We start from the raw sequence: 21,132 nt of genomic DNA, 5'->3' as shown, positions 1-21,132 counted from the left end.
TCGCGCAGCGGGTATTTGTGACCAGAAAGAAGCAGGGGCACGGTGCCGGGAAGGCTGGCGCGCCGCTTTGCCTTGCCGGGGCGCGGGGTCAGTTGTCGGCGCGGCCCTGCAGCAGCACCGCCGAGACCGGGGCCAGGGCGACGCGGTTGGCGCGGTCCTGAAGCCCCCAGAGCAGCAGCGCCGATATGGTATCGGGACGCACCCGCCCCACCATGATCACCGCGCCGTCCCGGCGGGCGCGGAAGGCAGCCTGATCGAGAAAGCGGCGCATGACCGTCGGCGTCTGCCCGGCCCCGTCGAAGTCGCGGAACACCACGGCCGATGGCACGCCCGCCTTGGCGGCGAGTTTCTGCGCTGTGTTGAGGCCGTTGTTCTGCAGGATCAGGCCATGCCCAGTCTGTCGGACGATCGCCGACACCTGATCCGACACGGCGCGGTCGCGCTGCAGGCTCTTGTCGGGGTCTTCCAGGATTGCCACGGCCTGGGGCAGCTTTGCCAGCGCCGCGGCGAGTGCGGTTTCGGCGTCTGTCGGGCGGGCATCCGGGGCCAGTTGCACCAGCGCCACGACCTCGAACCCGTTGGCGCGGTGGCGAGCCATGCGTTCGGTCGCATCCGGCAGTGTCGCGTCCACGGCAAAGGTCAGCGGATAGGGAAAATCGGCCAGCGCCTCGGCCCCGATCGAGTCGGCATCGTCGATCAAAACGATCGACATCAGCGGCTTGTTGTCGGGGTTGTCGAAGGGCATGGCAAAGGCCTGAAGCGGGGGAGTCGCGGGCGCGGCCTCCTCGTCTGCCGTCTCGGTTTCGGCCGCGGCTTCGGGCTGCTCGTCCCTCTCGGTCAGGGGCCGGGCCGGGGTGCCGATCCGGGGCCGCGCCTGATCCGGCTGGGTGCCAGCCTGCGGCAGGGCGGCGATGCGCGGCGCGGTCGGCGCCGGCGCAGCACCGGGGTCGGTTTCGGCGCGCGGCGCGGCTTCGGGCGTGTCCTGGACGCCCAAGCCATCCGGCGCGGCGGGTTCAGTGATCGTTTCCGCGACGGACCCCGCCGAGGGCGAGGGTTCCGCGCCCGCGGGCGGATGCGTTGCGGCAGGTTCGGTTGCGGCTTCGGGGATCACGGCGCTTTGCGGTGCGGTCTGCGGTTGCGTCTCGGAATCAGGTTCGGTCGTCGGCGTGGTGGCGATCTCGACGCGCGGTTCCGTCTGCGTCGCGGCCGGCAGCGACGGTGCCTGTTCTTCGGCCCCGACCTCGCCCTGCAACGAAGGCGCGGCTTCCGTGGGCGCGGGCGGGGCCGGGCGGGCGGGCTCGACCTCGGCCACCGCGGGCGTGTCGGCCTCGGCGGGCTCGGGCGGTTCGATCGTCGGAGCCACCGGGGCCACCGGCGGTTCGGTCGTCACGTCGATGCCGTGGACCGAAGGCGACTGCGCCGGTCCCGCAAGTTCCGCCGGATCCTCGGCAACCTGCGGCTTGCCGGCCGGCGCGGTATCGGCCATCTCGGCCGGCGCGGTCGGTTCGGGCTGGACGCCCTCGTCGCTGGGCACGGTCGGGGCCACCTCGACCAGATCCGCATCCCGCCCGGTCGTGGCCAGCGCGGAGGCGTCGGTTTCGGGCGACAGGCCAGAGCCGGTCTCCTCGGGGGTCGGCGCGGTTGCCGAGACCTCGGGCGCCTCGATCAGAGGCTTCACCAGCGACAGTCCCGCCATCACGGCCAGAAAAACCGCGACGCCGACGACAAATCCACCCAGAAATCCGCGCATCCTGCCTCTTCCCCGACTGCCAACCCTGTTTTCCTTCAGGCCGGGCTGGGCGCGACCCTGTTGCCCTTGACGCTGCCGCGCAAGCCTGAGCATGTATGTCACGACCACTATATCTCGGCTGGGCGCCCCGTCACCAGCCCTTAATGAGCCCGCGAAGAGGCCGAACCGGATGCTGCTGCTGATCGACAATTACGACAGTTTCACCTACAACCTCGTCCACTATCTGGGCGAGCTGGGCGCCGAGGTCGTGGTGCGCCGCAACGACGCGCTGGACGTGCAGGCGGCGATGGCGATGAAACCCGCCGGCATCCTGCTGAGCCCCGGCCCCTGCGACCCGGATCAGGCCGGGATCTGCCTCGCCCTGACCGCAGCCGCCGCCGAGACGCGCACGCCCCTGATGGGGGTGTGCCTCGGCCATCAGACCATCGGCCAGGCCTTCGACGGCCGCGTAGTGCGTGCTCGCGAGATCGTGCACGGCAAGATGGGGCGCATCCACCACGACGGGTCGGGCGTCTTTGCCGGGCTGCCTTCACCCTTTGACGCAACGCGCTATCATTCGCTGGTGGTGGAGCGCGAAAGCCTGCCGGACTGCCTGGAGGTCAACGGCTGGCTCGAGGACGGCACGATCATGGGGCTGTGCCACCGCGACCTGCCGATCCACGGGGTGCAGTTCCACCCCGAATCCATCGCATCCGAGCATGGCCACGCCCTGCTCCAGAACTTCCTGAACGAACTGAAGGTTCCCGCATGAGCGACGCCCTGAAACCGCTGATCGGCGCGGCGGCCGATCGTCCCCTGACGCGCGAAGAGGCCGAGGCCGCGTTCACCATCCTCTTCGAGGGCGAAGCCACGCCCAGCCAGATGGGCGGGCTGCTGATGGCCCTGCGCACCCGTGGCGAGACGGTGGACGAATACGCCGCCGCGGCCGCCGTGATGCGCGCCAAGTGCCACCATGTGCGCGCCCCCGAAGGCGCGATCGACATCGTGGGCACGGGCGGCGACGGCAAGGGGACGCTCAACATCTCGACCGCCACGGCCTTTGTCGTGGCCGGCGCGGGCGTGCCGGTGGCCAAGCACGGCAACCGCAACCTCAGCTCGAAATCCGGCGCGGCGGATGCGCTCACGCAGATGGGCGTGAACGTGATGGTCGGCCCGCAAGTGGTTGAAAAGGCACTGGAAGAGACCGGGATCGGCTTCATGATGGCGCCCATGCACCACCCCGCGATCGCCCATGTGATGCCCACGCGGCAGGAGCTGGGAACGCGCACGATCTTCAACATCCTTGGACCCCTCACCAACCCCGCGGGGGTCAAACGTCAGCTGACCGGCGCCTTTTCCCGCGACCTGATCCGGCCGATGGCGGAAACGCTGGGGCAGCTGGGCAGCGACCGCGCCTGGCTGGTCCATGGCTCGGACGGCACGGACGAGCTGACCATAACCGGGATCAGCTGGGTTGCCGCGCTGGAGAACGGCGCGGTGAAGGAGGTCGAACTGCACCCCGAGGATGCCGGCCTGCCGGTGCACCCGTTCGAGGCGATCGTCGGCGGCACGCCGGAAGAGAACGCGCAGGCCTTCCGCGCGCTGCTGGCCGGCGAGCCGTCGGCCTATCGCGACGCGGTGCTGCTGAACGCGGCCGCCGCGCTGGTGGTGGCGGGGGCGGCGTCCGACCTGCGCGAAGGGGTCGAGATGGCCGCACACAGCATCGACAGCGGCGCGGCGCGGGCAAAGATCGAGGCGCTGGCGCGGATCACCTCGGCGACGGAATGACGCCGGTTCCCGCGCCTTGGGCGGACCTGCCCTTTTTCACCGAGGACTGGCCGCGGATTCGCGCGGCGCTTGAGGCCGAAACACGCCCCGTCCTGCCGCCCGCGCCGCAGCGTTTCGCCGCGCTGGAGCTCACGCCGCCGGATCGCGCGCGGGTGGTGATCCTCGGCCAGGATCCCTATCCGACGCCGGGCCACGCGCACGGGCTGGCCTTTTCGGTGGAACCGGACGTCGCCGCCCTGCCCCGCTCTCTTGTGAACATTTTCAGGGAGTTACGCGACGATCTTGAAATATCACGCACCAATGGCGACCTGCGTGGCTGGGCGCGTCAGGGGGTGCTGTTGCTAAATACCTCGCTCAGCGTGCCGGAAGGCGCGCCCGACGGCCACGCCGGGCTGGGATGGGACCGGCTGGCCCGGCAGGTGATCGACCGCGTGTCGGCCCGGCCCACGGCATTTGTCCTATGGGGCAGAAAGGCGCAGGCCCTTGCAAATCACATCACCACAGGCGATCACCTGATCCTGAAGACCGCGCACCCTTCGCCGCTTTCGGCGCGGCGGGGCTTTTTCGGATCGCGTCCCTTCTCGGCCGTCAACCGCTGGCTGGCCGGACGGGGCGAGCCCGAAATCGACTGGAGTGCCTGAGACAACGCCACGACCCGGAGCCGCCATGACCGAAACCGTTCTGGACCGTATCAAGGCCTACAAGCTGGAGGAGGTCGCCGCCGCCAAGGCGGAAAGGCCGCTGGCGGAGATCGAGGCCGAAGCCCGCGCCGCCGACCCCGTGCGCCCCTTTGCCGAGGCGCTGCGCAAGGCCAGCCGCGAAGGCTATGGCCTGATCGCCGAGATCAAGAAGGCGAGCCCCTCCAAGGGCCTGATCCGGACCGATTTCGACCCGCCGGCGCTGGCGCGCGCCTATCAGGACGGCGGCGCGACCTGCCTGTCGGTGCTGACCGACACGCCCAGCTTCCAGGGTGCCAAGGCGTATCTGACCGCCGCCCGCGCCACCTGTTCGCTGCCCGCGCTGCGCAAGGATTTCATGTATGACCCCTACCAGGTGGCCGAGGCGCGGGCGCTGGGGGCCGACTGCATCCTGATCATCATGGCCAGCGTGAGCGACGCGCAGGCCGCCGAGTTGGAACAGGCGGCCTTCGACTGGGGCATGGACGTGCTGATCGAGGTGCATGACGAGGCGGAACTGGAACGCGCCACCGCGCTGAAAAGTCCGCTTCTGGGCATCAACAACCGCAACCTCAAGACGTTTGAGACCACGCTCGACACCACGCGGCGGCTCAGCAAGCTGGTGCCCGCCGACCGGATCATGGTCTGCGAAAGCGGCCTGTCCACGCCCGAGGATCTGGCCGACATGGCACGCCACGGCGCGCGCTGTTTTCTTATCGGCGAAAGCCTCATGCGGCAGGACGACGTGGCCGCCGCCACCCGCCACCTGCTTGCCAACCCGCTCATGCCCGGAGGGATGTGATGCCGCTGACCCATTTCGATGCCAAGGGCGATGCCCACATGGTGGACGTTTCGGACAAGCTCGTGACAGCGCGCGTGGCGGTCGCCGAAGGCTACATCAAGATGGCCCAGCAAACCTTTGATATCATAAAGGAAGGCCGGGCAAAGAAGGGAGACGTGCTGGGCGTGGCGCGGCTTGCGGGGATCATGGGCGCCAAACGCACGCCGGACCTGATCCCGCTGTGCCACCCGCTGCCGGTGACCAAGGTGGCGGTGGAGCTGACGCTGGATGCGGACCTGCCCGGCGTGCGGATCGAGGCGACCGTAAAGACCACCGGCCAGACCGGGGTCGAGATGGAGGCGCTGACGGCGGTCGGCACGGCTGCGCTCACGGTCTATGACATGGCCAAGGCGGTGGACAAGGCGATGGAGATCGGCGGCATCCGGGTGCTGCTGAAGGATGGCGGAAAATCAGGACGTTACGAAGCGAAATGATCACGGTAGAAGAAGCCCGCGCCCGTCTGTTCGAACTGGTTTCCCCGCTGCCCGTGGAAGAGGTTCCGCTCGCGCAGGGTGCCGGCCGGGTTCTGGCCCGCGACGTGACCGCGCGGCGCGATCAGCCGCCCTTTGCCGCCTCGGCGATGGACGGATATGCGGTCAAGGCGGACGAGGTGCAGCTGCACGCCATGTTTAAGGTGATCGGCGAATCCGCGGCCGGGCACCGCTTTGACGGCGCGGTAGGCGCGGGCCAGGCGGTGCGCATCTTTACCGGCGCACCGATGCCCGAAGGGGCCGATTTCGTGGTGATCCAGGAGAATGTGGACCGCAGGGGCGACCTCATCACCATCGCCGAAGAGCCCGGTGGCAATTCGAACGTCCGCCCCGCCGGCGTGGATTTCCGCGACGGCTCCACCATCGCCGCGCCGCGGGTGCTGGCCGCTGCGGACATCGCCCTCCTGGCCGCGATGAACGTCGACTCGGTGCCGGTGGTGCGCCGACCCGTCGTGGCGCTGATCTCGACCGGGGACGAACTGGTGATGCCCGGCGAAGACCCCGGCCCGGATCAGATCATCGCCTCCAACGCCTTCGGGCTGAAGGCACTGGCCGAACAGGCGGGCGCCGAGGTGCGGATGCTGCCCATCGCACGCGACACCGAAGCCTCGATCCGCGCCGCGTTCGAGCTGGCCGAAGGGGCCGATCTGGTGGTGACGATCGGCGGCGCGTCGGTCGGAGATCACGACCTTGTCGGCAAGGTGGCCGGCGATCTCGGGATGGAAAGAAGTTTCTACAAGGTCTTGATGCGCCCCGGAAAACCGCTGATGGCCGGGCGCATGGGCGAGGCCGCGATGCTGGGACTGCCGGGCAACCCGGTTTCGGCCATGGTCTGCGGCTGGGTGTTCCTGCTGCCCATGCTGCGGGCGATGCTGGGGCTGGGCAAGGACGCGCCGCAGACGCGCGAGACCACGCTGGCCGCCGACGTGGCCGCGAATGGTCCCCGCGAACATTACATGCGGGCGCGGGTCGAGGACGGGCGGCTCACCGCGTTCACCGATCAGGACAGTTCGCTTCTGAGCGTTCTGGCCGCGGCCAACGCGCTGCTGGTGCGTCCGCCGAACGACCCCGCGCGGGGGGCCGGAGACACGGTGCGCTACATTCCGATCTGAATGCAAAGGCAATCGTTGACACAAAACGTGAACATGCATAGAACAAAGCAGAGCGCATGGGACATGAGGTGTGAACGATGCTGACGCGCAAGCAACTGGAACTGCTGGACTTCATCCATAAGCGGATGCAGCGGGACGGCGTTCCGCCCAGTTTCGACGAAATGAAGGATGCGCTGAACCTGCGCAGCAAGTCGGGCATCCACCGCCTGATCACCGCGCTCGAGGAGCGCGGCTTCATCCGCCGCCTGGCCCACCGCGCCCGCGCCATCGAGATCGTGCGCCTGCCCGAAAGCCTGGGCGGCCATGCCGGCGCGGGGTTCCAGCCGCAGGTGATCGACGGCGATCGCCCCGATGCGCGCCGCCCCGCCGCCAGCATGGAGGTGACGGGCGGCGCGGTCGAACTGCCGGTCATGGGGCGGATCGCGGCCGGCGTGCCGATCGAGGCGATCAGCCACGCCGCGCGGAACGTCGCGGTGCCAGATGCGATGCTCGGCCGGGGCGGCGAACATTACGCGCTCGAGGTGCAGGGCGACTCGATGATCGGCGTCGGCATCAATGACGGCGACGTGGTGGTGATCCGCGAAACCGCCACCGCCGACGACGGGGATATCGTGGTGGCTCTGGTGGACGGGCACGAGGCGACGCTGAAGCGCTACATGCGGCGGGGCAACGCGATCGCGCTCGAGGCGGCGAACCCGGCCTATGAAACCCGCGTCCTGCCCGAGCACCGTGTTCAGGTCCAGGGCCGGCTGGTCGGGCTGATCCGCACCTACTGAGTGTCCGCCCGCGCTAGCCGTCTACGGCGCGGCGGCGGGCTGTTCCACAAGCGTCGTCCAGCCACATCGCGGGCGGCGACGATTTCACCCTTGTCGATGGCAAGGCTTCCGGTGCGGCGCAGGCGCCTGACGTCATAGACCGTGCAGCCCCCCGGAATGACGGCCGGCACCGATGTCACGACGATCTGGTCCGCCCGGCAGCGGCCAAAGGATCGAACCGCGCGCTTGCCGATCAGATGGACCAGTTCCTGTCCTCCCAGATCGATCCGCCGAATCCGCGGCGTGGCCGGGCCGGGCGGATCGGGCCAGCGGGCCGCGGCATTGTCCTGCCGCGCGCCGTCGCCGTCATTTTCCAGCCACACGCGCGCGACGAACCCCGCGCCTCGCGCCTTGCTCAGCGCGCGCCCTCCCGGGGTCTGGACCCCCACCAGCCCGCCGCTTTCCGCCACCAGCACCTGCGGACGTTCGGCCCCCAGCCACAGCAGGCCCGCCGCCGCGACCGGCACGAGCCCGGCAATCCGCGCGCGCCCCTGCCACAGGACCACGAACAGCGCGCCCAGGGTCAGCAGCGGCAGAACCTGCGGTGGGGGCGCGACCACATGCCCCTGCGCCCCGTCCAGCGACGAGACGAACCGCGCCACGCCGAGGATCCAGTCGAGCCCGACGCCCATGATACGCAGGCCCCAGGATTCGAGCCCGAACGGGGCGAGACAGGCCGCCAGCACCGCCGCCGGCATCACCACCGCGCCCATCACCGGCACGGTCAGGAGGTTCGCCGGCAGCCCGTATCGCGACAGCGTGTTGAAATGCGCCGCACCAAAGGGCGCGGTGGCTAGTCCCGCAACGGCCGACGACAGGGCCACCGCCAACGCCGGGCGCAGCCAGCGGGGGCCAAGCGTCCAGCCGCGATCGCGGATCGCGCCGAACACGGACACCAGCGCGGTGGTTGCGGCAAAGGACATCTGGAACCCCGGCCCCAGCAGGCTTTCGGGGCGCAGCACCAGAACGATCAGCGCGGCCACCGCCACCGCCCGCAACGAGAACGCCCGCCGGTCCACCAGCACAGCGCCCAGCACCACCGCCGTCATGACAAAGGCCCGTTCGGTCGCGACGTTGCCGCCCGACAGCGCCAGATAGGCCGCCGCCACCAGCAGCGCCACGCAAGCGGCCACCTTGCGCAGCGGCAACCGCAGCGCCAGTGGCGGAATGGCCGCCAGACAGCCGCGAACCGCGGCGAACACGAACCCGGCAAGCAACCCCATATGCAGCCCCGAGATAGCGAGCAGATGCGCAAGATTGCTGCCGCGCAGGGCGTCGAGCGCCTCTCTGGGGATGCCGCTTCGGTCCCCGGTGGTCACGGCAGCCGCCACGCCGCCGGTTTCCCCCGGCAGCACCGCGCGGATCCGCTCGGCAATCCGCATCCGAAGACGCAACACCGGCAGCCCCGGGTCGCCGCGCGCGGGCGGCAGCATCTCGACGGGCCGTGTGGTGTAACCCACCGCGCCGAGGCCCCGGAACCAGGCGTGGCGGCGAAAGTCGAACCCGCCGGGCTCGACCGGGCCGTGGGGCGGCATCAGGTGGCCGGTAATCCGCAGCCTCTGCCCCGGTGTCGGTCGGATTTCGGCGTCAGACTCCGCGTGCAGCGATACCCGCACCCGCTCGGGCGTGCGCCAGGGCGCCACGTCCTGAAGCCGCACCCGGTCCAGCGTCACCCGCAGCGCATCCGATGCCGACCGGTCCAGCCCCACGACGCGCCCCTCGGCAGGGCCGTAATACCGCCAGTAGAGCGCCGGCGCCGCGACTAGATGCGCCCGTACCGTGGCCAGCAGCACCCCCGCGGCGATCAGCGCCAGCCCCCAGCCAATCGCCGACCAGCCACCGGGCCGACGCAGGGCGACGAACAGCATTCCCAGCCCGCCCGCCGCCAACAGCGCCAGGGTCATCGTCGAAGGCTCCTGCGGTGCGAGGAAATAGATCCCGATCCCCAGCCCCAGGAAGACCGGCGCCCAGGGGAACAGGTTCCCCCGCTGGCCAAGCAGAACCAGGTCGATCCAGGCCAGACCCCGCATGCTTGCCCCCCGCCGCTCGGACCGCTAGACAGGCGCCGAGATTACTCCCCTCATGGTTACCAAAAGGTAAAGCCGAAAGGATCAGGCCGTCATGTCCGACCAGGTCGTCACCCGATTTGCCCCGTCGCCAACGGGCTATCTGCATATCGGCGGTGCCCGCACCGCACTGTTCAACTGGCTCTATGCCCGCGGCCGCGGCGGAAAGTTCCTGCTGCGGATCGAGGATACCGACCGCGAACGTTCCACGCCGCAGGCGACCGAGGCGATCCTCAGGGGCTTGACCTGGCTTGGGCTCGACTGGGACGGCGAGCCGATCAGCCAGTTCGCCCGTGCCGACCGTCATGTCGAGGTGGCCCGGCAGCTTCTGGCCGAGGGCAAGGCCTACAAGTGCTTTGCCACGCAGGAGGAAATCGCCACCTTCCGCGAACAGGCCCGCGCCGAGGGGCGGTCCACCCTGTTCCGCAGCCCCTGGCGCGATGCCGATCCTTCGACCCATCCCGAGGGCGCGCCCCATGTGATCCGGATCAAGGCGCCGCGCGAGGGCGTGACGGTGATCCGCGACCGCGTGCAGGGGGAGGTCACGATTCGCAACGACCAGCTGGACGACATGGTGCTGCTGCGCAGCGACGGCACGCCGGTCTACATGCTGGCGGTGGTGGTGGACGATCACGACATGGGGGTGACCCATGTGATCCGGGGCGACGACCACCTCAACAACGCCGCCCGCCAGATGATGATCTATGAGGCGATGGGCTGGGAGGTGCCGGTCTGGGCGCATATCCCGCTGATCCACGGCCCCGACGGCAAGAAACTGTCCAAGCGCCACGGTGCTTTGGGCGTGCATGAATACCAGGGCATGGGCTATCCGGCAGCGGGGATGCGCAACTATCTCGCCCGTCTCGGGTGGAGCCACGGAGACGACGAATTCTTCACCGACGATCAGGCGAAGAAATGGTTCGATCTGGACGGCATCGGCAAAAGCCCCGCGCGTTTCGACCTGAAAAAGCTGGAAAATCTCTGCGGCCGGCACATCGCCATCATGGACGATGCCGCGCTGCGGCATGAGATCGAGGCCTATCTGGAGGCCGCCGGTCGCCCTGCCCTGACGCCGGAACAGGGCGATGCGCTGGAGCGGGCCATGTATTGCCTCAAGGACCGGGCGCGGACCTACCCCGAACTGCTTGAAAAGGCGCATTTTGTACTCACCTCCCGACCGGTGGAACCGGACGAGAAGGCGCAAAAGGCGCTGGCGTCTGTATCCGATGGTATACTGGAAGAATTGACGCCGCAGTTGCAAAATGCTAGCTGGACACGCGAGGATCTCGAGGCCCTGCTGGGTGCCTTTGCGGAAGCGCATGGGACCAAGTTCGGCAAACTGGCCGGGCCGCTGCGTGCGGCGCTGGCAGGTCGGGCGGTGACGCCCTCGGTCTTCGACATGATGCTTGTGCTGGGCCGCGACGAAACGATTGCGCGGCTGACGGATGCAGCGGAACGGATCCGGCGTTCATAGTCGGGTTACGCCGCCAGGATACGACAGGACCGGCGCGACGAATGCGCCGGCCATGCCGCACGGGTCGGGCAGTCTGCCGCGGTCCCCGTGCCCGGAAAGGAAAGGGACAACCTGATGAAGGACACGACAAAGACCGCCACGCTGACGTTGAACGGACAAAGCTACGAACTGCCGGTTCTTTCGGGCACGGCCGGCCCGGACGTGATCGACATTCGCAAGCTTTACACCCAGGCGGGCGTTTTCACCTACGATCCCGGCTTCACCTCCACCGCCTCGTGCGATTCGACGATCACCTATATCGACGGCGAAAAGGGCGAACTGCTGCACCGCGGCTATCCGATCGACCAGCTGGCCGAGAAGTCGCACTATCTCGAAGTCTGCTATCTGCTGCTTTACGGCGATCTGCCGACCGCGGCGGAACTGGAGGATTTCGAATCCCGCGTGACCAAACACACCATGGTGCATGAGCAGATGCAGTATTTCTATCGCGGCTTCCGCCGCGATGCGCATCCGATGGCGATCATGGTGGGCGTGGTCGGCGCCATGTCGGCCTTTTACCACGACAGCACCGACATCAACGACCCCTGGCAGCGCGAAGTGGCCTCGATCCGCATGATCGCCAAGATGCCCACCATCGCCGCTTGGGCCTACAAGTATCACATCGGCCAGCCCTTCGTGTATCCGCGCAACGACCTGGACTATGCCTCGAACTTCCTGCGGATGTGCTTTGCCGTGCCGGCCGAGGATTACGAGGTGAACCCGATCCTGGCCCGCGCGATGGACCGGATCTTTACCCTGCACGCCGACCACGAACAGAACGCCTCCACCTCGACGGTGCGGCTGGCGTCCTCTTCGGGCGCCAACCCGTTTGCCTGCATCGCCGCTGGTATCGCCTGTCTCTGGGGTCCGGCGCATGGCGGCGCCAACCAGGCCTGCCTGGAGATGCTCAAGGAAATCGGCACCCCTGACCGCATCCCCGAATTCATCGCTCGCGCCAAGGACAAGAACGACCCGTTCCGCCTGATGGGCTTTGGCCACCGGGTCTACAAGAACTTCGACCCGCGCGCCAAGGTGATGAAGCAATCGGCGGACGAGGTTCTGGACCTGCTGGGGATCGACGACAACCCGATCCTGCAGGTTGCCAAGGAACTGGAAAAGCAGGCGCTGGAGGATCCCTATTTCGCCGAGAAGAAGCTGTTCCCGAACGTGGATTTCTATTCCGGCATCATCCTCGAGGCGATGGGTTTCCCGACCTCGATGTTCACGCCGATCTTTGCCGTCAGCCGCACCGTGGGCTGGATCAGCCAGTGGAAGGAACAGCAGTCCGATCCCGCGCACAAGATCGGCCGCCCGCGCCAGCTGTATCTTGGCGCGACCCGCCGCGACTATGTGGATATCGAAAACCGCTGAACGGTTCCGCAGTCACAAGAAGCGCCCCGGCCGAACGGACCGGGGCGTTTTCGTTCGCGGCCGCGATCAGCCACGCCCGCCGGGTTTGCGCGCAACCAGATCCACCAAGGCCGAACGCCCGGAATGCCCCGGCCCTTCGTCGATTTCGGCGTCATAGTCGTCCAGCCGCAGGATTTCCCACCCGTCATAGGCCGCGCGCAGCATGTCGGTGGTGTACATGTTCTCGCGGCTCGGCGGACCACCCGTGCCATAATCCACCTGCCGCGGCGCATAGCCGTGCAGCAGCAGCACCCCGCCCGGCCGAACCGCCTGCCCGAGCCAGCCGAACAGCCGGTCGCGCAGGTCCGGGGGCGCGAACTGGATGAACACCGCCACCACCGCGTCATATTGCCGGGACCAGTCCCATTCCTCTACACCGGTGACGTTGAACGCGACGTCCACGCCACGCTCGGCGGCCAACGTCCGCGCCTTTTCCACGCCGACCGGCGATGCATCGAACGCCGTCACCCGCATCCCCTGCCCCGCCAGCCAGACCGAGTTGCGACCCTCGCCGTCGGCCACGCACAGCACGCGCGCGCCGGACGGGATCACGCCCGCTTCGCGCCGCAGGAAATCCGCCGGTTCCGTGCCGAACAGATAGTCCGGAATTGAATATCTCTGGTCCCACATGGGCGATCTCCTCTGCCGTGCCGTCCGTTCCAGATATGCACCGGCCCGGCGCGATCAACCGGCCGGATCGGAGCGCCGTTTCAGAACAGCGACAGCTGATCGCCGGGTTTCGGCGGCGCGCGGAACAGATCGCAGCGCAGATCGGGCAACGCCCCATTCAGCCCCAGCCGACGCTCGGCCGCGGCAAAGCGCGCCGCGATCATCGCTGCATAGTGCCCCCGCCCGCGCATCCTGTGGCCCCAGCGCGGGTCATAGTCACGCCCACCGTGCATCTCGCGCAGCCGCGCCATGACGCGCGCCGCCCGGCCCGGTTCGTGCTCTGCCAGCCATTCCCGCCACAGCGTCGCCACCTCGCGCGGCAGGCGCAGCATGATCCAGCTTGCCGCCACCGCCCCCGCATCGCGCCCGGCCGTCATGATCGCCTCGAGCTCGTGATCGGTCAGGGCGGGCACCACCGGCGCCACCATCAGCCGCACCGGCACGCCCGCATCCGCAAGCCTTCGGATCGCGCGCAGTCTCCGGCCCGGGGTCGGCGCGCGCGGCTCCATCCGCCGGCTCAGCCGCGCATCCAGCGTCGTCACCGAGATCCCCACCCGCACCAGCCCCCGCGCGGCCATCGGCGCCAGGATATCCAGATCGCGCTCGATCAGCGTGCCCTTGGTGACGATCGCGACCGGGTGGTTGAATTCGGCCAGCACCTTCAGACAGCGCCGCGTGATCCGGCGGTCGCGCTCCACCGGCTGGTAGGGGTCGGTATTGGTCCCCAGCGCGATCGGCGCAACCCGGTAGGATCTGGCCGACAGCTCCCGCCGCAACAGCTGCGCGGCGTTGGGCCGCGCGATCAGTCGGGTTTCGAAATCAAGCCCCGGAGACAGCCCCAGATATGCGTGCGTGGGCCGCGCAAAGCAGTAGGAGCATCCATGCTCGCATCCGCGATAGGGGTTGATCGAGCGGTCGAAGGGCAGATCGGGCGAGCGGTTCCAGGCGATAATGCTGCGCGCTTCCTCCAGCCGGAGTTCTGTCCGCAACGGCGGGCGCGGCTCGCCCGCCTCCTCCGGCTCGGCGTTTCGCGCCAGATCGAACCGACCGGCGGCATTGCTGACCGCCCCCCGCCCGCGCCGCCGGGCCTTGTCTATCCGACCCCCGCAATCCATGCGGCAAGCCTGAAACAAAACGGGAACATTTGCAAGATCCCCATCATCTTCCCGCGGATTCTTCATTTTTCATCCCGCGTTTTCGCCCCTATAGGTCGGTTGCGGCGCCGCCAGTGTCGCAAATATCGCAGTCGGCGGCGTCCCGACGGGCAAAAAGGGCTCAATCGGCAAACCTCCCCGGGCAGTCCCGGGCAGACAGGGGAAACGCGCATGTCGGAAGAAGAAGACGAAATCATCCTGTCGGAACTCGACGACGAGGAACTTGTCCAGCAGATGTGGGACGACCTCTATGACGGTCTCAAGGAGGAGATCGAGGAAGGGGTCAACATCCTGCTCGAACGCGGCTGGGCGCCCTACAAGATCCTGACCGAGGCGCTGGTCGGCGGCATGACCATCGTCGGCAACGACTTCCGCGACGGGATCCTGTTCGTGCCCGAGGTGCTGCTGGCCGCCAACGCGATGAAGGCCGGCATGGCCATCCTCAAGCCGCTTCTGGCCGAAACCGGCGCGCCGCGCGTGGGCAAGATGGTGATCGGCACGGTCAAGGGCGACATCCACGACATCGGCAAGAACCTCGTCAGCATGATGATGGAAGGCGCCGGGTTCGAGGTCGTGGATCTGGGCATCAACAACCCGGTCGAGAACTACATCGAGGCGCTCGAGGCCGAAAAACCCGACATCCTCGGTATGTCCGCGCTGCTGACAACCACCATGCCCTACATGAAGGTGGTGATCGACACGATGGTCGAACAGGGCATGCGCGACGACTATATCGTGCTGGTGGGCGGCGCGCCGCTGAACGAAGAGTTCGGCAAGGCGATCGGTGCCGACGCCTATTGCCGCGATGCCGCCGTGGCGGTGGAAACCGCCAAGGAATTCGTGTCCCGCAAGCACAACCAGCTCAGCGCCTGATCTCCCCCATGACCCGGCGCAACAGAACGGCCCGTCCCTCCTCCCGGCGGGCCGTTTCTGCCCTCTCGTCCCCGGATCCTCTGGATGACCGCGCCCTGACCGACCGCGGCCTCGACCTGCCCGAACGCGCCTCCGGGCGGATATTGCTGATCGCCTGCGGCGCTCTGGCGCGCGAGATCCTCGACCTCAAGACACGGCACGGCTGGGATCACATGGACGTCACCTGCCTGCCGGCGATCCTGCACAACCATCCCGAACAGATCACCCCGCGCGTCGAACAGGCCGTCCGGCGCCATCGCGCCCGCTACGACAGGATTTTCGTTGTCTATGCCGATTGCGGCACCGGCGGACAGCTCAAGGCTGCCTGCGACCGGCTGGCCGTGGAGATGATCGAGGGCCCGCACTGCTATTCCTTCCTCGAAGGCAACACGCGCTTTGCCGCCCACGGCGACAGCGACCTGACCGCCTTCTACCTGACGGATTTCCTGGTCCGCCAGTTCGATGCCTTCGTCTGGAAACCGCTCGGCCTCGACCGTCACCCCGACCTGCGCGAGACGTATTTCGGCCATTACGAAAAACTGGTCTATCAGGCCCAGACCGACGATCCCGGCCTGACCGAGCTGGCCCGCGCCCATGCCGACCGCCTCGGCCTCGCCTTCGAACGCCGCCTCACCGGCTACGGCGATCTGGAAGCGACGCTGTCCGCCTGGGCCGACCCCGGTTCTTCATCTTGCTGAAAATACTCCGGGGGTGAATGGGCCGCAGGCCCAGAGGGGGCAGCGCCCCCTCTTCTCACATCGGCATCAACGCCCAGTAATCGAGATCCAGCAATACCTCGGGCAGGTATTTGCCGTCCTCGCCCTTCAGCCGAAACGGCTCTCCGCCCCTGGTCGCCACCAGCCGCAGCCGGATCGCACCCACCCCAGGCGCACCGGTCTCGGCCTTGTCCAGAACCTCCGACCATGCCTTGACCGTGTCGCCGGCAAAACAGGGATTGGCATGGGCACCCGCATTTAGCGCCACGATCATCTGCGCGTTGGCCAGCCCGTTGAAGCTCAGCGCCCGCGCCATCGAGATCACATGCCCGCCATAGATCAGCCGCCGGCCATCGGGCCGGAACGTGGCGTCGAAATGCACCTTGGCCGTGTTCTGCCACAGCCGCGTGGCCATCATGTGCTCGGCCTCCTCGATCGTCACGCCATCCACATGGTCGATCGTCTCGCCGATCTCGTAGTCGCCCCAGCGATGCGGCTCGCCCGCGAGCCGGAAATCGTAGGACGAGAAATCCAGCCCCTCGGGCACCACCAGATCCGCGGCCGACAGCGCGGGCTTCAGTTCCGGCACGACCGTCTCGGGCGCCGGCGCGTCGAGGTCGCGCTTGCGCACCATCACCCAGCGGCAATACTCCATCACCGCCTCGCCGCGCTGGTTCATGCCCCGCGTGCGCACCCAGACCACGCCGGTCTTGCCGTTGGAGTTCTGTTTCAGCCCGATCACCTCGGATTCGCTGCGCAGCGTGTCGCCGGGGTAGACGGGTTTGAGCCACCGCCCCTCGGCATAGCCCAGATTGGCCACGGCATTCAGAGACACGTCCGGCACAGTCTTGCCGAACACGATGTGAAAGGCCGCCAGGTCGTCGATCGGGCTGGACGGCAACCCGCAGACGCGGGCGAATTCGTCCGAGGAATAAAGCGCATGGCGCGCGGGATAGAGCGCGTGATAGAGCGCCCGCTCGCCGCCCGACACGGTGCGCGGCACCGCATGGCGGATCACCTGGCCGACGCGATAATCTTCGAAAAACCGGCCCGGATCGGTCTTTTGTCCAGTGGCAGAGGCCATTTATTGTTCTCCCAGTTTCATGTCCGGCGAATAGGGGGTGTCGATCTCCTTGGTCACCGCCTGCGCACAACGCATCACCCCGCGCGCGGAATCAAAGGCCATGGTCGGGCTGCCGTGCAGTTCCCAGCCCTTGGACAGCGCCAGCGACACCTTGTGGCAAAAGGCAGAGGTGTCGTCTTCGGTCAGCAGACGATAGATCTTCGGCATCGGACCCTCCCGCTCACACCGGGAACGGGGACGGACCGACCATCCCATGGATCCAGCCGACCACTGCGACCAGCACCACCGAAGCGGCCAGGAAGATCGCGTCCTTGGCCAGCGTCCCCGGCTCACCCGGCTGCCAGTCCGGCTCGGCCCGGTTGATCGCGAACACCTCGGCGATGGCCCACAGGAACAGCCCGCCGAAAAGGATCACCGAAGCCAGATCCCCCTTGACCAGAAGATGCGCGATGGCCCAGGCGCGGAATCCGGCCAGCTGCGGATGGCGCAGCCGGTGCAGGACCAGCCCCTTCTGGCCGGCCGGGCTCATCATGAAGAACGCGATCAGCACCAGCAGGTTGTTGACGTGGCGCAGCCAGTAGGGCGGATACCACAGATCCACCACCGGCGCGGCGCGGAAGCCCAGCACCATCAGCACGATCGACACCACCAGCGCCAGCGCCACCGCGCCCTTGCCGGCATCGCCCATCCGCGCGCGGGCCTGGGGCGCGATGCGCTTGAACAGATGCGCCGCCCACCACAGCACGACGCCGGCGACCAGAAGGATGAAGCCCGTCATGGCTCAGAACCCCAGCACAGATTCGATCATTGCCGCCTTGGCAAGGATCTCGCGCGCGGTTTCCACATGCAGGTTCTCGACGATCCGGCCATCGACCACGGCAACGCCCTGGCCTTCGGCCTGGACTTTCTCGAAAGCCTCGATCTGGCGGCGGGCCAGCTCGATTTCCTCGGGCGTGGGGGCAAAGGCCTTGTTGGCGATCTCGATTTGCGCGGGGTGAATCAGGGTCTTGCCGTCAAAGCCCATGTCGCGGCCCTGCTCACATTCGGCGGCCAGCCCCTCCTCGTCCTTGAAGGCGTTGTAAACGCCGTCGATGATCACCACGCCCTCGGCCTTGGCCGCCAGCAGGCACAGGCCCAGCCCGGTCATCAGCGGCATCCGGTCGGGGCGATAGCGGACCTGCAATTCCTTGGCCAGGTCGTTGGTCCCCATCACCATGCCCGTCAGCAGCGGATGCGCGGCGATCTCGGCGGCGTTCAGCATGCCGCGCGGGGTTTCCATCATCGCCCAGATCGGCTTGTCCCCCGTGATCGCGGCCAGCGCGTCGATGTCGTCGGCCGACGACACCTTGGGCAGCAGCACCACGTCGGCATCCATCTGCATCACCGCCTCGGCATCGGCCTGGCCCCAATCGGTATCCAGCCCGTTGATGCGCACGATCTTGACCCGCGGATCATAGCCGCCTTGGGCAAGCGCCTCCTTCAGCGTTTCGCGCGCATTGTCCTTTTCATCGGCCGACACCGCGTCCTCGAGGTCGAAGATGATCGCATCGACGGCCAGGCTCCGCGCCTTGTCCAGCGCCCGCGGCTTGCAGCCGGGGATATACAGCACCGACCGGAACGGGCGCAGGCGGGGGTCGATTTTCTCGGCCATGACAAACTCCCATGAGACATTTTCTTGCGCGGAAAGGGGCATTTCTGAACGGAAAGTTCAAGGGAAATTTGCCGCGACGCAGCGATATCGGCAAGGAAGCCCCCCGCGCAACGGGCCTGCGAACGGTTTGTTAACCATTTTTGCGCGATTGCTTCTCAGGGTTTTGCCTGTTCACGGGCAAAGGGGGAGCCGATGGCGGAAACTTTCGTGAAGATGACGATGGGGCTGGGGCTGATGGTGCTGGCCGCGACCCAGTTGCGCGCCGAGGGGATGCGCGACTGCGCCCCGCGCGCGCAGGTGGTCGAACGGCTGGCGGCGGCCTATGGCGAGGTGCCGCACAGCATCGGGCTGACCGCGCAGGGGGTGGTGGTGGAACTGTTCGCCTCCGAGCTCACGGGAACCTGGACCATCACGGCGACGCGGGCGGACGGGCGGACCTGCCTTGTGGCCTCGGGCGAGGCGTTCGACACGATCGCCCGGCCCGCGCCGATACCGGGCCTTGATGCCTGAGCCCGACCCCGCCCCCGCGGCGGGGTTTTTCATGCCAGCCCGTCGAGGATCAGCTTGCCCCCCGTGACCAGAAGCAGCGCATAGGTCAGGCCGAAAAACAGCCGTTCCGGCACCAGCCAATGCGCCCGCACCCCCAGCCACGCCCCCAGGATCGCGAAGGGCGCGAGCAAAAGGTCCGCCAGCGCCGTCTGCAGCGTGAACATGCCGAGAAAGGCGTAGGGCACGAACTTGAAGATGTTGATCGCCCAGAAGATCAGCACCGTCGAGGCCTGATAACGCGTCTTGTCCAGCTGCCGCGACAGAAGATACACCGCCGCCGGCGGCCCGCCTGCATGGCTGACAAAGCTGGTGAACCCCGCCGCCGCCCCCGCGATCAGCCCGGCCCAGACCGGCAGGCGGCGCTCGAACGGCCGGATCAGACCGCTGCGCTGGCCGATCTGCCACAGCACGAAGGCAACCGCGATGCCACCGATCAGCAACCGCATCGTATCCGCATCGACCGCGCGGTAGAACGCGACCCCCAGCGCCACGCCGGGCAGCCCGCCCAGGATCATCGCGCGGGATTCCGGCCAGCTCCAGCGGCGCCAGTAGGGGCGCAGCGTGGCGGCATCGACCAGCATCAACAGCGGCAGCATCACCCCCAGCGCCTGACCCGGTTCGATCACCAGCGCCAGAATCGTGGCCGCAGCGAACGCCGCCCCCGACCCGAACCCGCCCTTGGATATCCCCGCAAAAGTCACCGCGGGCGCCGCCACCAGGAAAAACATCGGTGAGAGTTCCAGCATCCCGCGCCGCCTAAACCGTTCCGTTTTCACCGCTTTAGCGCAAGCGGCCGTGCCGGGACAGCCCGCCCGCGCCGCTGCGCCGCAGCGCGGCACCCTTGCACTGCGCCCCGTAACGCACTAGCAAACCGCCAATTTCAACCTGACCGGAGAAAAATCCATGGCCAGACCCAAGATCGCGCTGATCGGCGCAGGTCAGATCGGCGGCACGCTTGCGCATCTCGCCGCCATCAAGGAACTCGGTGACGTGGTCCTGTTTGACATCGCCGAGGGCATCCCCGAGGGCAAGGCGCTCGACATCGCCGAATCCGGCCCCGTCGAGGGTTTTGACGCCGCGCTCAAGGGCACCCAGTCCTACGAGGACATCGCCGGCGCGGATGTCTGCATCGTCACCGCCGGCGTCCCGCGCAAGCCGGGCATGAGCCGCGACGACCTGCTGGGCATCAACCTCAAGGTGATGAAGGCGGTGGGCGAAGGCATCCGCGACCACGCCCCCGACGCCTTTGTCATCTGCATCACCAACCCGCTGGACGCGATGGTCTGGGCGCTGCGGGAATATTCGGGCCTGCCCCACAACAAGGTCTGCGGCATGGCCGGCGTGCTGGATTCGGCCCGCTTCCGGCACTTCCTGAGCCTCGAATTCGGTGTCTCGATGAAGGACGTCACCGCCTTCGTTCTGGGCGGCCACGGCGACACGATGGTGCCCAGCGTGCGCTATTCGACCGTTGCCGGCATCCCGTTGCCCGACCTGGTGGAGATGGGCTGGACCACGCAGGACAAGCTGGACGCCATCGTGCAGCGCACCCGCGACGGTGGGGCCGAGATCGTCGGGCTGCTGAAGACCGGCAGCGCCTATTACGCGCCCGCCACCAGCGCCATCGAGATGGCCGAGGCCTATCTGAAGGACCAGAAGCGCGTCCTGCCCTGTGCCGCCTGGTGCGACGGCGAGCTGGGCGTAAAGGGCATGTATGTCGGCGTGCCCACCGTGATCGGCGCGGGCGGCATCGAGCGTGTCGTGAACATCAAGCTGACCAAGGAAGAGCAGGAGATGTTCGACAAGTCGGTCGAGGCGGTGAAGGGCCTCGTGGAGGCCTGCAAGGGCATCGACGCGAACCTGGTCTGATCCGGGCGTCGCGAAACGCGGGCCGCGCATCCACGCGATGCGCGGCCTTTCCATTTCGGCCTTTCCGGCGAATCACCGGATTGCGCCTC

The 21,132-nt window shown here is 67.7% G+C and carries 22 protein-coding genes; 13 read left to right on the top strand and 9 right to left on the bottom strand.

Going from position 1 to position 21,132, the window contains the following annotated elements; all coding sequences use genetic code 11:
* Positions 1-88: 88 nt before the first annotated feature.
* Positions 89-1,750, bottom strand: a complete 1,662-nt coding sequence (locus C4S70_RS00710; protein WP_104006190.1) for a divergent polysaccharide deacetylase family protein — start codon at positions 1,748-1,750, stop codon at positions 89-91.
* 169 nt (positions 1,751-1,919) lie between these two features.
* Between C4S70_RS00710 and C4S70_RS00705 the strand changes: the two genes are divergently transcribed.
* From C4S70_RS00705 to lexA, 7 genes are all read left to right on the top strand, one after another.
* The gene (locus tag C4S70_RS00705) at positions 1,920-2,501 is read left to right on the top strand and encodes an anthranilate synthase component II (protein ID WP_104006189.1); all 582 of its coding nucleotides are present in this window, start codon (positions 1,920-1,922) and stop codon (positions 2,499-2,501) included.
* Positions 2,498-3,517, top strand: a complete 1,020-nt coding sequence (gene trpD / locus C4S70_RS00700; RefSeq protein WP_104006188.1) for an anthranilate phosphoribosyltransferase — start codon at positions 2,498-2,500, stop codon at positions 3,515-3,517. Before C4S70_RS00705 ends, trpD begins: the two co-directional genes overlap by 4 nt.
* Positions 3,514-4,158: a uracil-DNA glycosylase gene (locus C4S70_RS00695; protein WP_104006187.1), complete on the top strand. Its 645-nt coding sequence runs from the start codon at positions 3,514-3,516 to the stop codon at positions 4,156-4,158. The genes trpD and C4S70_RS00695 overlap by 4 nt, the downstream gene beginning before the upstream one ends.
* 25 nt (positions 4,159-4,183) lie before the next feature.
* Positions 4,184-4,996 carry an indole-3-glycerol phosphate synthase TrpC gene (trpC, locus tag C4S70_RS00690; RefSeq protein WP_104006186.1) on the top strand — a complete coding sequence of 271 codons (813 nt, stop codon included), beginning with the start codon at positions 4,184-4,186 and terminating at the stop codon, positions 4,994-4,996.
* Positions 4,996-5,469: a cyclic pyranopterin monophosphate synthase MoaC gene (gene moaC, locus C4S70_RS00685; RefSeq protein ID WP_104006185.1), complete on the top strand. Its 474-nt coding sequence runs from the start codon at positions 4,996-4,998 to the stop codon at positions 5,467-5,469. The genes trpC and moaC overlap by 1 nt, the downstream gene beginning before the upstream one ends.
* A complete protein-coding gene (locus C4S70_RS00680; RefSeq protein WP_104006184.1) occupies positions 5,466-6,638 on the top strand; it encodes a molybdopterin molybdotransferase MoeA in 1,173 nt (390 codons plus the stop codon). Before moaC ends, C4S70_RS00680 begins: the two co-directional genes overlap by 4 nt.
* Positions 6,639-6,715: 77 nt before the next feature.
* A complete protein-coding gene (lexA, locus tag C4S70_RS00675) occupies positions 6,716-7,414 on the top strand; it encodes a transcriptional repressor LexA (RefSeq protein ID WP_104006183.1) in 699 nt (232 codons plus the stop codon).
* On the opposite strand, the gene C4S70_RS00670 is transcribed toward lexA, so the two are convergent.
* Complete coding sequence (locus C4S70_RS00670; RefSeq protein WP_104006182.1) at positions 7,408-9,483, bottom strand: ComEC/Rec2 family competence protein; 2,076 nt, start codon at positions 9,481-9,483, stop codon at positions 7,408-7,410. The two genes, lexA and C4S70_RS00670, sit on opposite strands and share 7 nt — an antisense overlap.
* Positions 9,484-9,574: 91 nt before the next feature.
* Here C4S70_RS00670 and gltX point away from each other — a divergent pair, with 91 nt between their 5' ends.
* Positions 9,575-10,993, top strand: a complete 1,419-nt coding sequence (gene gltX / locus C4S70_RS00665) for a glutamate--tRNA ligase (RefSeq protein WP_104006181.1) — start codon at positions 9,575-9,577, stop codon at positions 10,991-10,993.
* A 114-nt stretch (positions 10,994-11,107) separates the two neighbouring features.
* Positions 11,108-12,403, top strand: coding sequence for a citrate synthase (gene gltA, locus C4S70_RS00660; protein WP_104006642.1), 1,296 nt, complete (start codon positions 11,108-11,110; stop codon positions 12,401-12,403).
* Positions 12,404-12,469: 66 nt separating this feature from the next.
* On the opposite strand, the gene C4S70_RS00655 is transcribed toward gltA, so the two are convergent.
* Both C4S70_RS00655 and C4S70_RS00650 read right to left on the bottom strand, forming a co-directional pair.
* Positions 12,470-13,072 (bottom strand): SAM-dependent methyltransferase, encoded by a 603-nt coding sequence (locus tag C4S70_RS00655; protein ID WP_104006180.1) that lies wholly within the window; start codon positions 13,070-13,072, stop codon positions 12,470-12,472.
* A gap of 80 nt (positions 13,073-13,152) precedes the next feature.
* The gene (locus C4S70_RS00650) at positions 13,153-14,226 is read right to left on the bottom strand and encodes a PA0069 family radical SAM protein (protein WP_104006179.1); all 1,074 of its coding nucleotides are present in this window, start codon (positions 14,224-14,226) and stop codon (positions 13,153-13,155) included.
* Between the two features lie 210 nt (positions 14,227-14,436).
* Here C4S70_RS00650 and C4S70_RS00645 point away from each other — a divergent pair, with 210 nt between their 5' ends.
* Positions 14,437-15,138 (top strand): corrinoid protein, encoded by a 702-nt coding sequence (locus C4S70_RS00645; protein ID WP_104006178.1) that lies wholly within the window; start codon positions 14,437-14,439, stop codon positions 15,136-15,138.
* 8 nt (positions 15,139-15,146) lie between these two features.
* Positions 15,147-15,875, top strand: coding sequence for a DUF1638 domain-containing protein (locus C4S70_RS00640; protein WP_104006177.1), 729 nt, complete (start codon positions 15,147-15,149; stop codon positions 15,873-15,875).
* Positions 15,876-15,930: 55 nt separating this feature from the next.
* Here C4S70_RS00640 and C4S70_RS00635 read toward each other — a convergent pair whose 3' ends face one another.
* Genes C4S70_RS00635 through C4S70_RS00620 form a run of 4 tightly spaced genes read right to left on the bottom strand, consistent with a single transcriptional unit; the run spans position 15,931 to position 18,616 of the window.
* Positions 15,931-16,977 (bottom strand): MaoC family dehydratase, encoded by a 1,047-nt coding sequence (locus tag C4S70_RS00635; RefSeq protein ID WP_104006176.1) that lies wholly within the window; start codon positions 16,975-16,977, stop codon positions 15,931-15,933.
* On the bottom strand, positions 16,978-17,184 hold the full coding sequence (locus C4S70_RS00630; protein WP_104006175.1) for a DUF1737 domain-containing protein: 207 nt from the start codon (positions 17,182-17,184) through the stop codon (positions 16,978-16,980).
* Positions 17,185-17,197: 13 nt separating this feature from the next.
* Positions 17,198-17,755 (bottom strand): NnrU family protein, encoded by a 558-nt coding sequence (locus C4S70_RS00625; protein ID WP_104006174.1) that lies wholly within the window; start codon positions 17,753-17,755, stop codon positions 17,198-17,200.
* Positions 17,756-17,758: 3 nt separating this feature from the next.
* Entirely contained in the window at positions 17,759-18,616 is an 858-nt protein-coding gene (locus C4S70_RS00620; RefSeq protein ID WP_104006641.1) for an HpcH/HpaI aldolase/citrate lyase family protein, read from the bottom strand.
* A gap of 204 nt (positions 18,617-18,820) precedes the next feature.
* Between C4S70_RS00620 and C4S70_RS00615 the strand changes: the two genes are divergently transcribed.
* A complete protein-coding gene (locus C4S70_RS00615; RefSeq protein ID WP_104006173.1) occupies positions 18,821-19,138 on the top strand; it encodes a hypothetical protein in 318 nt (105 codons plus the stop codon).
* Between the two features lie 29 nt (positions 19,139-19,167).
* On the opposite strand, the gene C4S70_RS00610 is transcribed toward C4S70_RS00615, so the two are convergent.
* Positions 19,168-19,923, bottom strand: coding sequence for a sulfite exporter TauE/SafE family protein (locus tag C4S70_RS00610; protein WP_104006172.1), 756 nt, complete (start codon positions 19,921-19,923; stop codon positions 19,168-19,170).
* A gap of 157 nt (positions 19,924-20,080) precedes the next feature.
* Here C4S70_RS00610 and mdh point away from each other — a divergent pair, with 157 nt between their 5' ends.
* Positions 20,081-21,043, top strand: a complete 963-nt coding sequence (mdh, locus tag C4S70_RS00605) for a malate dehydrogenase (protein ID WP_104006171.1) — start codon at positions 20,081-20,083, stop codon at positions 21,041-21,043.
* Positions 21,044-21,132: the final 89 nt, after the last annotated feature.

This window comes from Jhaorihella thermophila (genome assembly GCF_900108275.1).
GTDB classification, from domain to species: Bacteria; Pseudomonadota; Alphaproteobacteria; order Rhodobacterales; family Rhodobacteraceae; genus Jhaorihella; species Jhaorihella thermophila.
Note: the sequence above shows the minus strand (reverse complement) of the source record. Positions and strands in the feature narration are given on the sequence as shown.

Bases quoted from the DNA above. Each gene is read 5' to 3' on its own strand.
- C4S70_RS00640 (WP_104006177.1), top strand. From the start codon at position 15,147: ATGACCCGGCGCAACAGAACGGCCCGTCCCTCCTCCCGGCGGGCCGTT.
- C4S70_RS00615 (WP_104006173.1), top strand. From the start codon at position 18,821: ATGGCGGAAACTTTCGTGAAGATGACGATGGGGCTGGGGCTGATGGTG.
- trpD (WP_104006188.1), top strand. From the start codon at position 2,498: ATGAGCGACGCCCTGAAACCGCTGATCGGCGCGGCGGCCGATCGTCCC.
- C4S70_RS00695 (WP_104006187.1), top strand. From the start codon at position 3,514: ATGACGCCGGTTCCCGCGCCTTGGGCGGACCTGCCCTTTTTCACCGAG.
- moaC (WP_104006185.1), top strand. From the start codon at position 4,996: ATGCCGCTGACCCATTTCGATGCCAAGGGCGATGCCCACATGGTGGAC.
- C4S70_RS00680 (WP_104006184.1), top strand. From the start codon at position 5,466: ATGATCACGGTAGAAGAAGCCCGCGCCCGTCTGTTCGAACTGGTTTCC.
- C4S70_RS00610 (WP_104006172.1), bottom strand. From the start codon at position 19,923: ATGCTGGAACTCTCACCGATGTTTTTCCTGGTGGCGGCGCCCGCGGTG.
- C4S70_RS00630 (WP_104006175.1), bottom strand. From the start codon at position 17,184: ATGCCGAAGATCTATCGTCTGCTGACCGAAGACGACACCTCTGCCTTT.
- C4S70_RS00670 (WP_104006182.1), bottom strand. From the start codon at position 9,483: ATGCGGGGTCTGGCCTGGATCGACCTGGTTCTGCTTGGCCAGCGGGGG.
- lexA (WP_104006183.1), top strand. From the start codon at position 6,716: ATGCTGACGCGCAAGCAACTGGAACTGCTGGACTTCATCCATAAGCGG.
- C4S70_RS00645 (WP_104006178.1), top strand. From the start codon at position 14,437: ATGTCGGAAGAAGAAGACGAAATCATCCTGTCGGAACTCGACGACGAG.
- C4S70_RS00705 (WP_104006189.1), top strand. From the start codon at position 1,920: ATGCTGCTGCTGATCGACAATTACGACAGTTTCACCTACAACCTCGTC.
- C4S70_RS00710 (WP_104006190.1), bottom strand. From the start codon at position 1,750: ATGCGCGGATTTCTGGGTGGATTTGTCGTCGGCGTCGCGGTTTTTCTG.
- gltA (WP_104006642.1), top strand. From the start codon at position 11,108: ATGAAGGACACGACAAAGACCGCCACGCTGACGTTGAACGGACAAAGC.
- mdh (WP_104006171.1), top strand. From the start codon at position 20,081: ATGGCCAGACCCAAGATCGCGCTGATCGGCGCAGGTCAGATCGGCGGC.
- C4S70_RS00635 (WP_104006176.1), bottom strand. From the start codon at position 16,977: ATGGCCTCTGCCACTGGACAAAAGACCGATCCGGGCCGGTTTTTCGAA.
- trpC (WP_104006186.1), top strand. From the start codon at position 4,184: ATGACCGAAACCGTTCTGGACCGTATCAAGGCCTACAAGCTGGAGGAG.
- gltX (WP_104006181.1), top strand. From the start codon at position 9,575: ATGTCCGACCAGGTCGTCACCCGATTTGCCCCGTCGCCAACGGGCTAT.
- C4S70_RS00625 (WP_104006174.1), bottom strand. From the start codon at position 17,755: ATGACGGGCTTCATCCTTCTGGTCGCCGGCGTCGTGCTGTGGTGGGCG.
- C4S70_RS00650 (WP_104006179.1), bottom strand. From the start codon at position 14,226: ATGGATTGCGGGGGTCGGATAGACAAGGCCCGGCGGCGCGGGCGGGGG.
- C4S70_RS00655 (WP_104006180.1), bottom strand. From the start codon at position 13,072: ATGTGGGACCAGAGATATTCAATTCCGGACTATCTGTTCGGCACGGAA.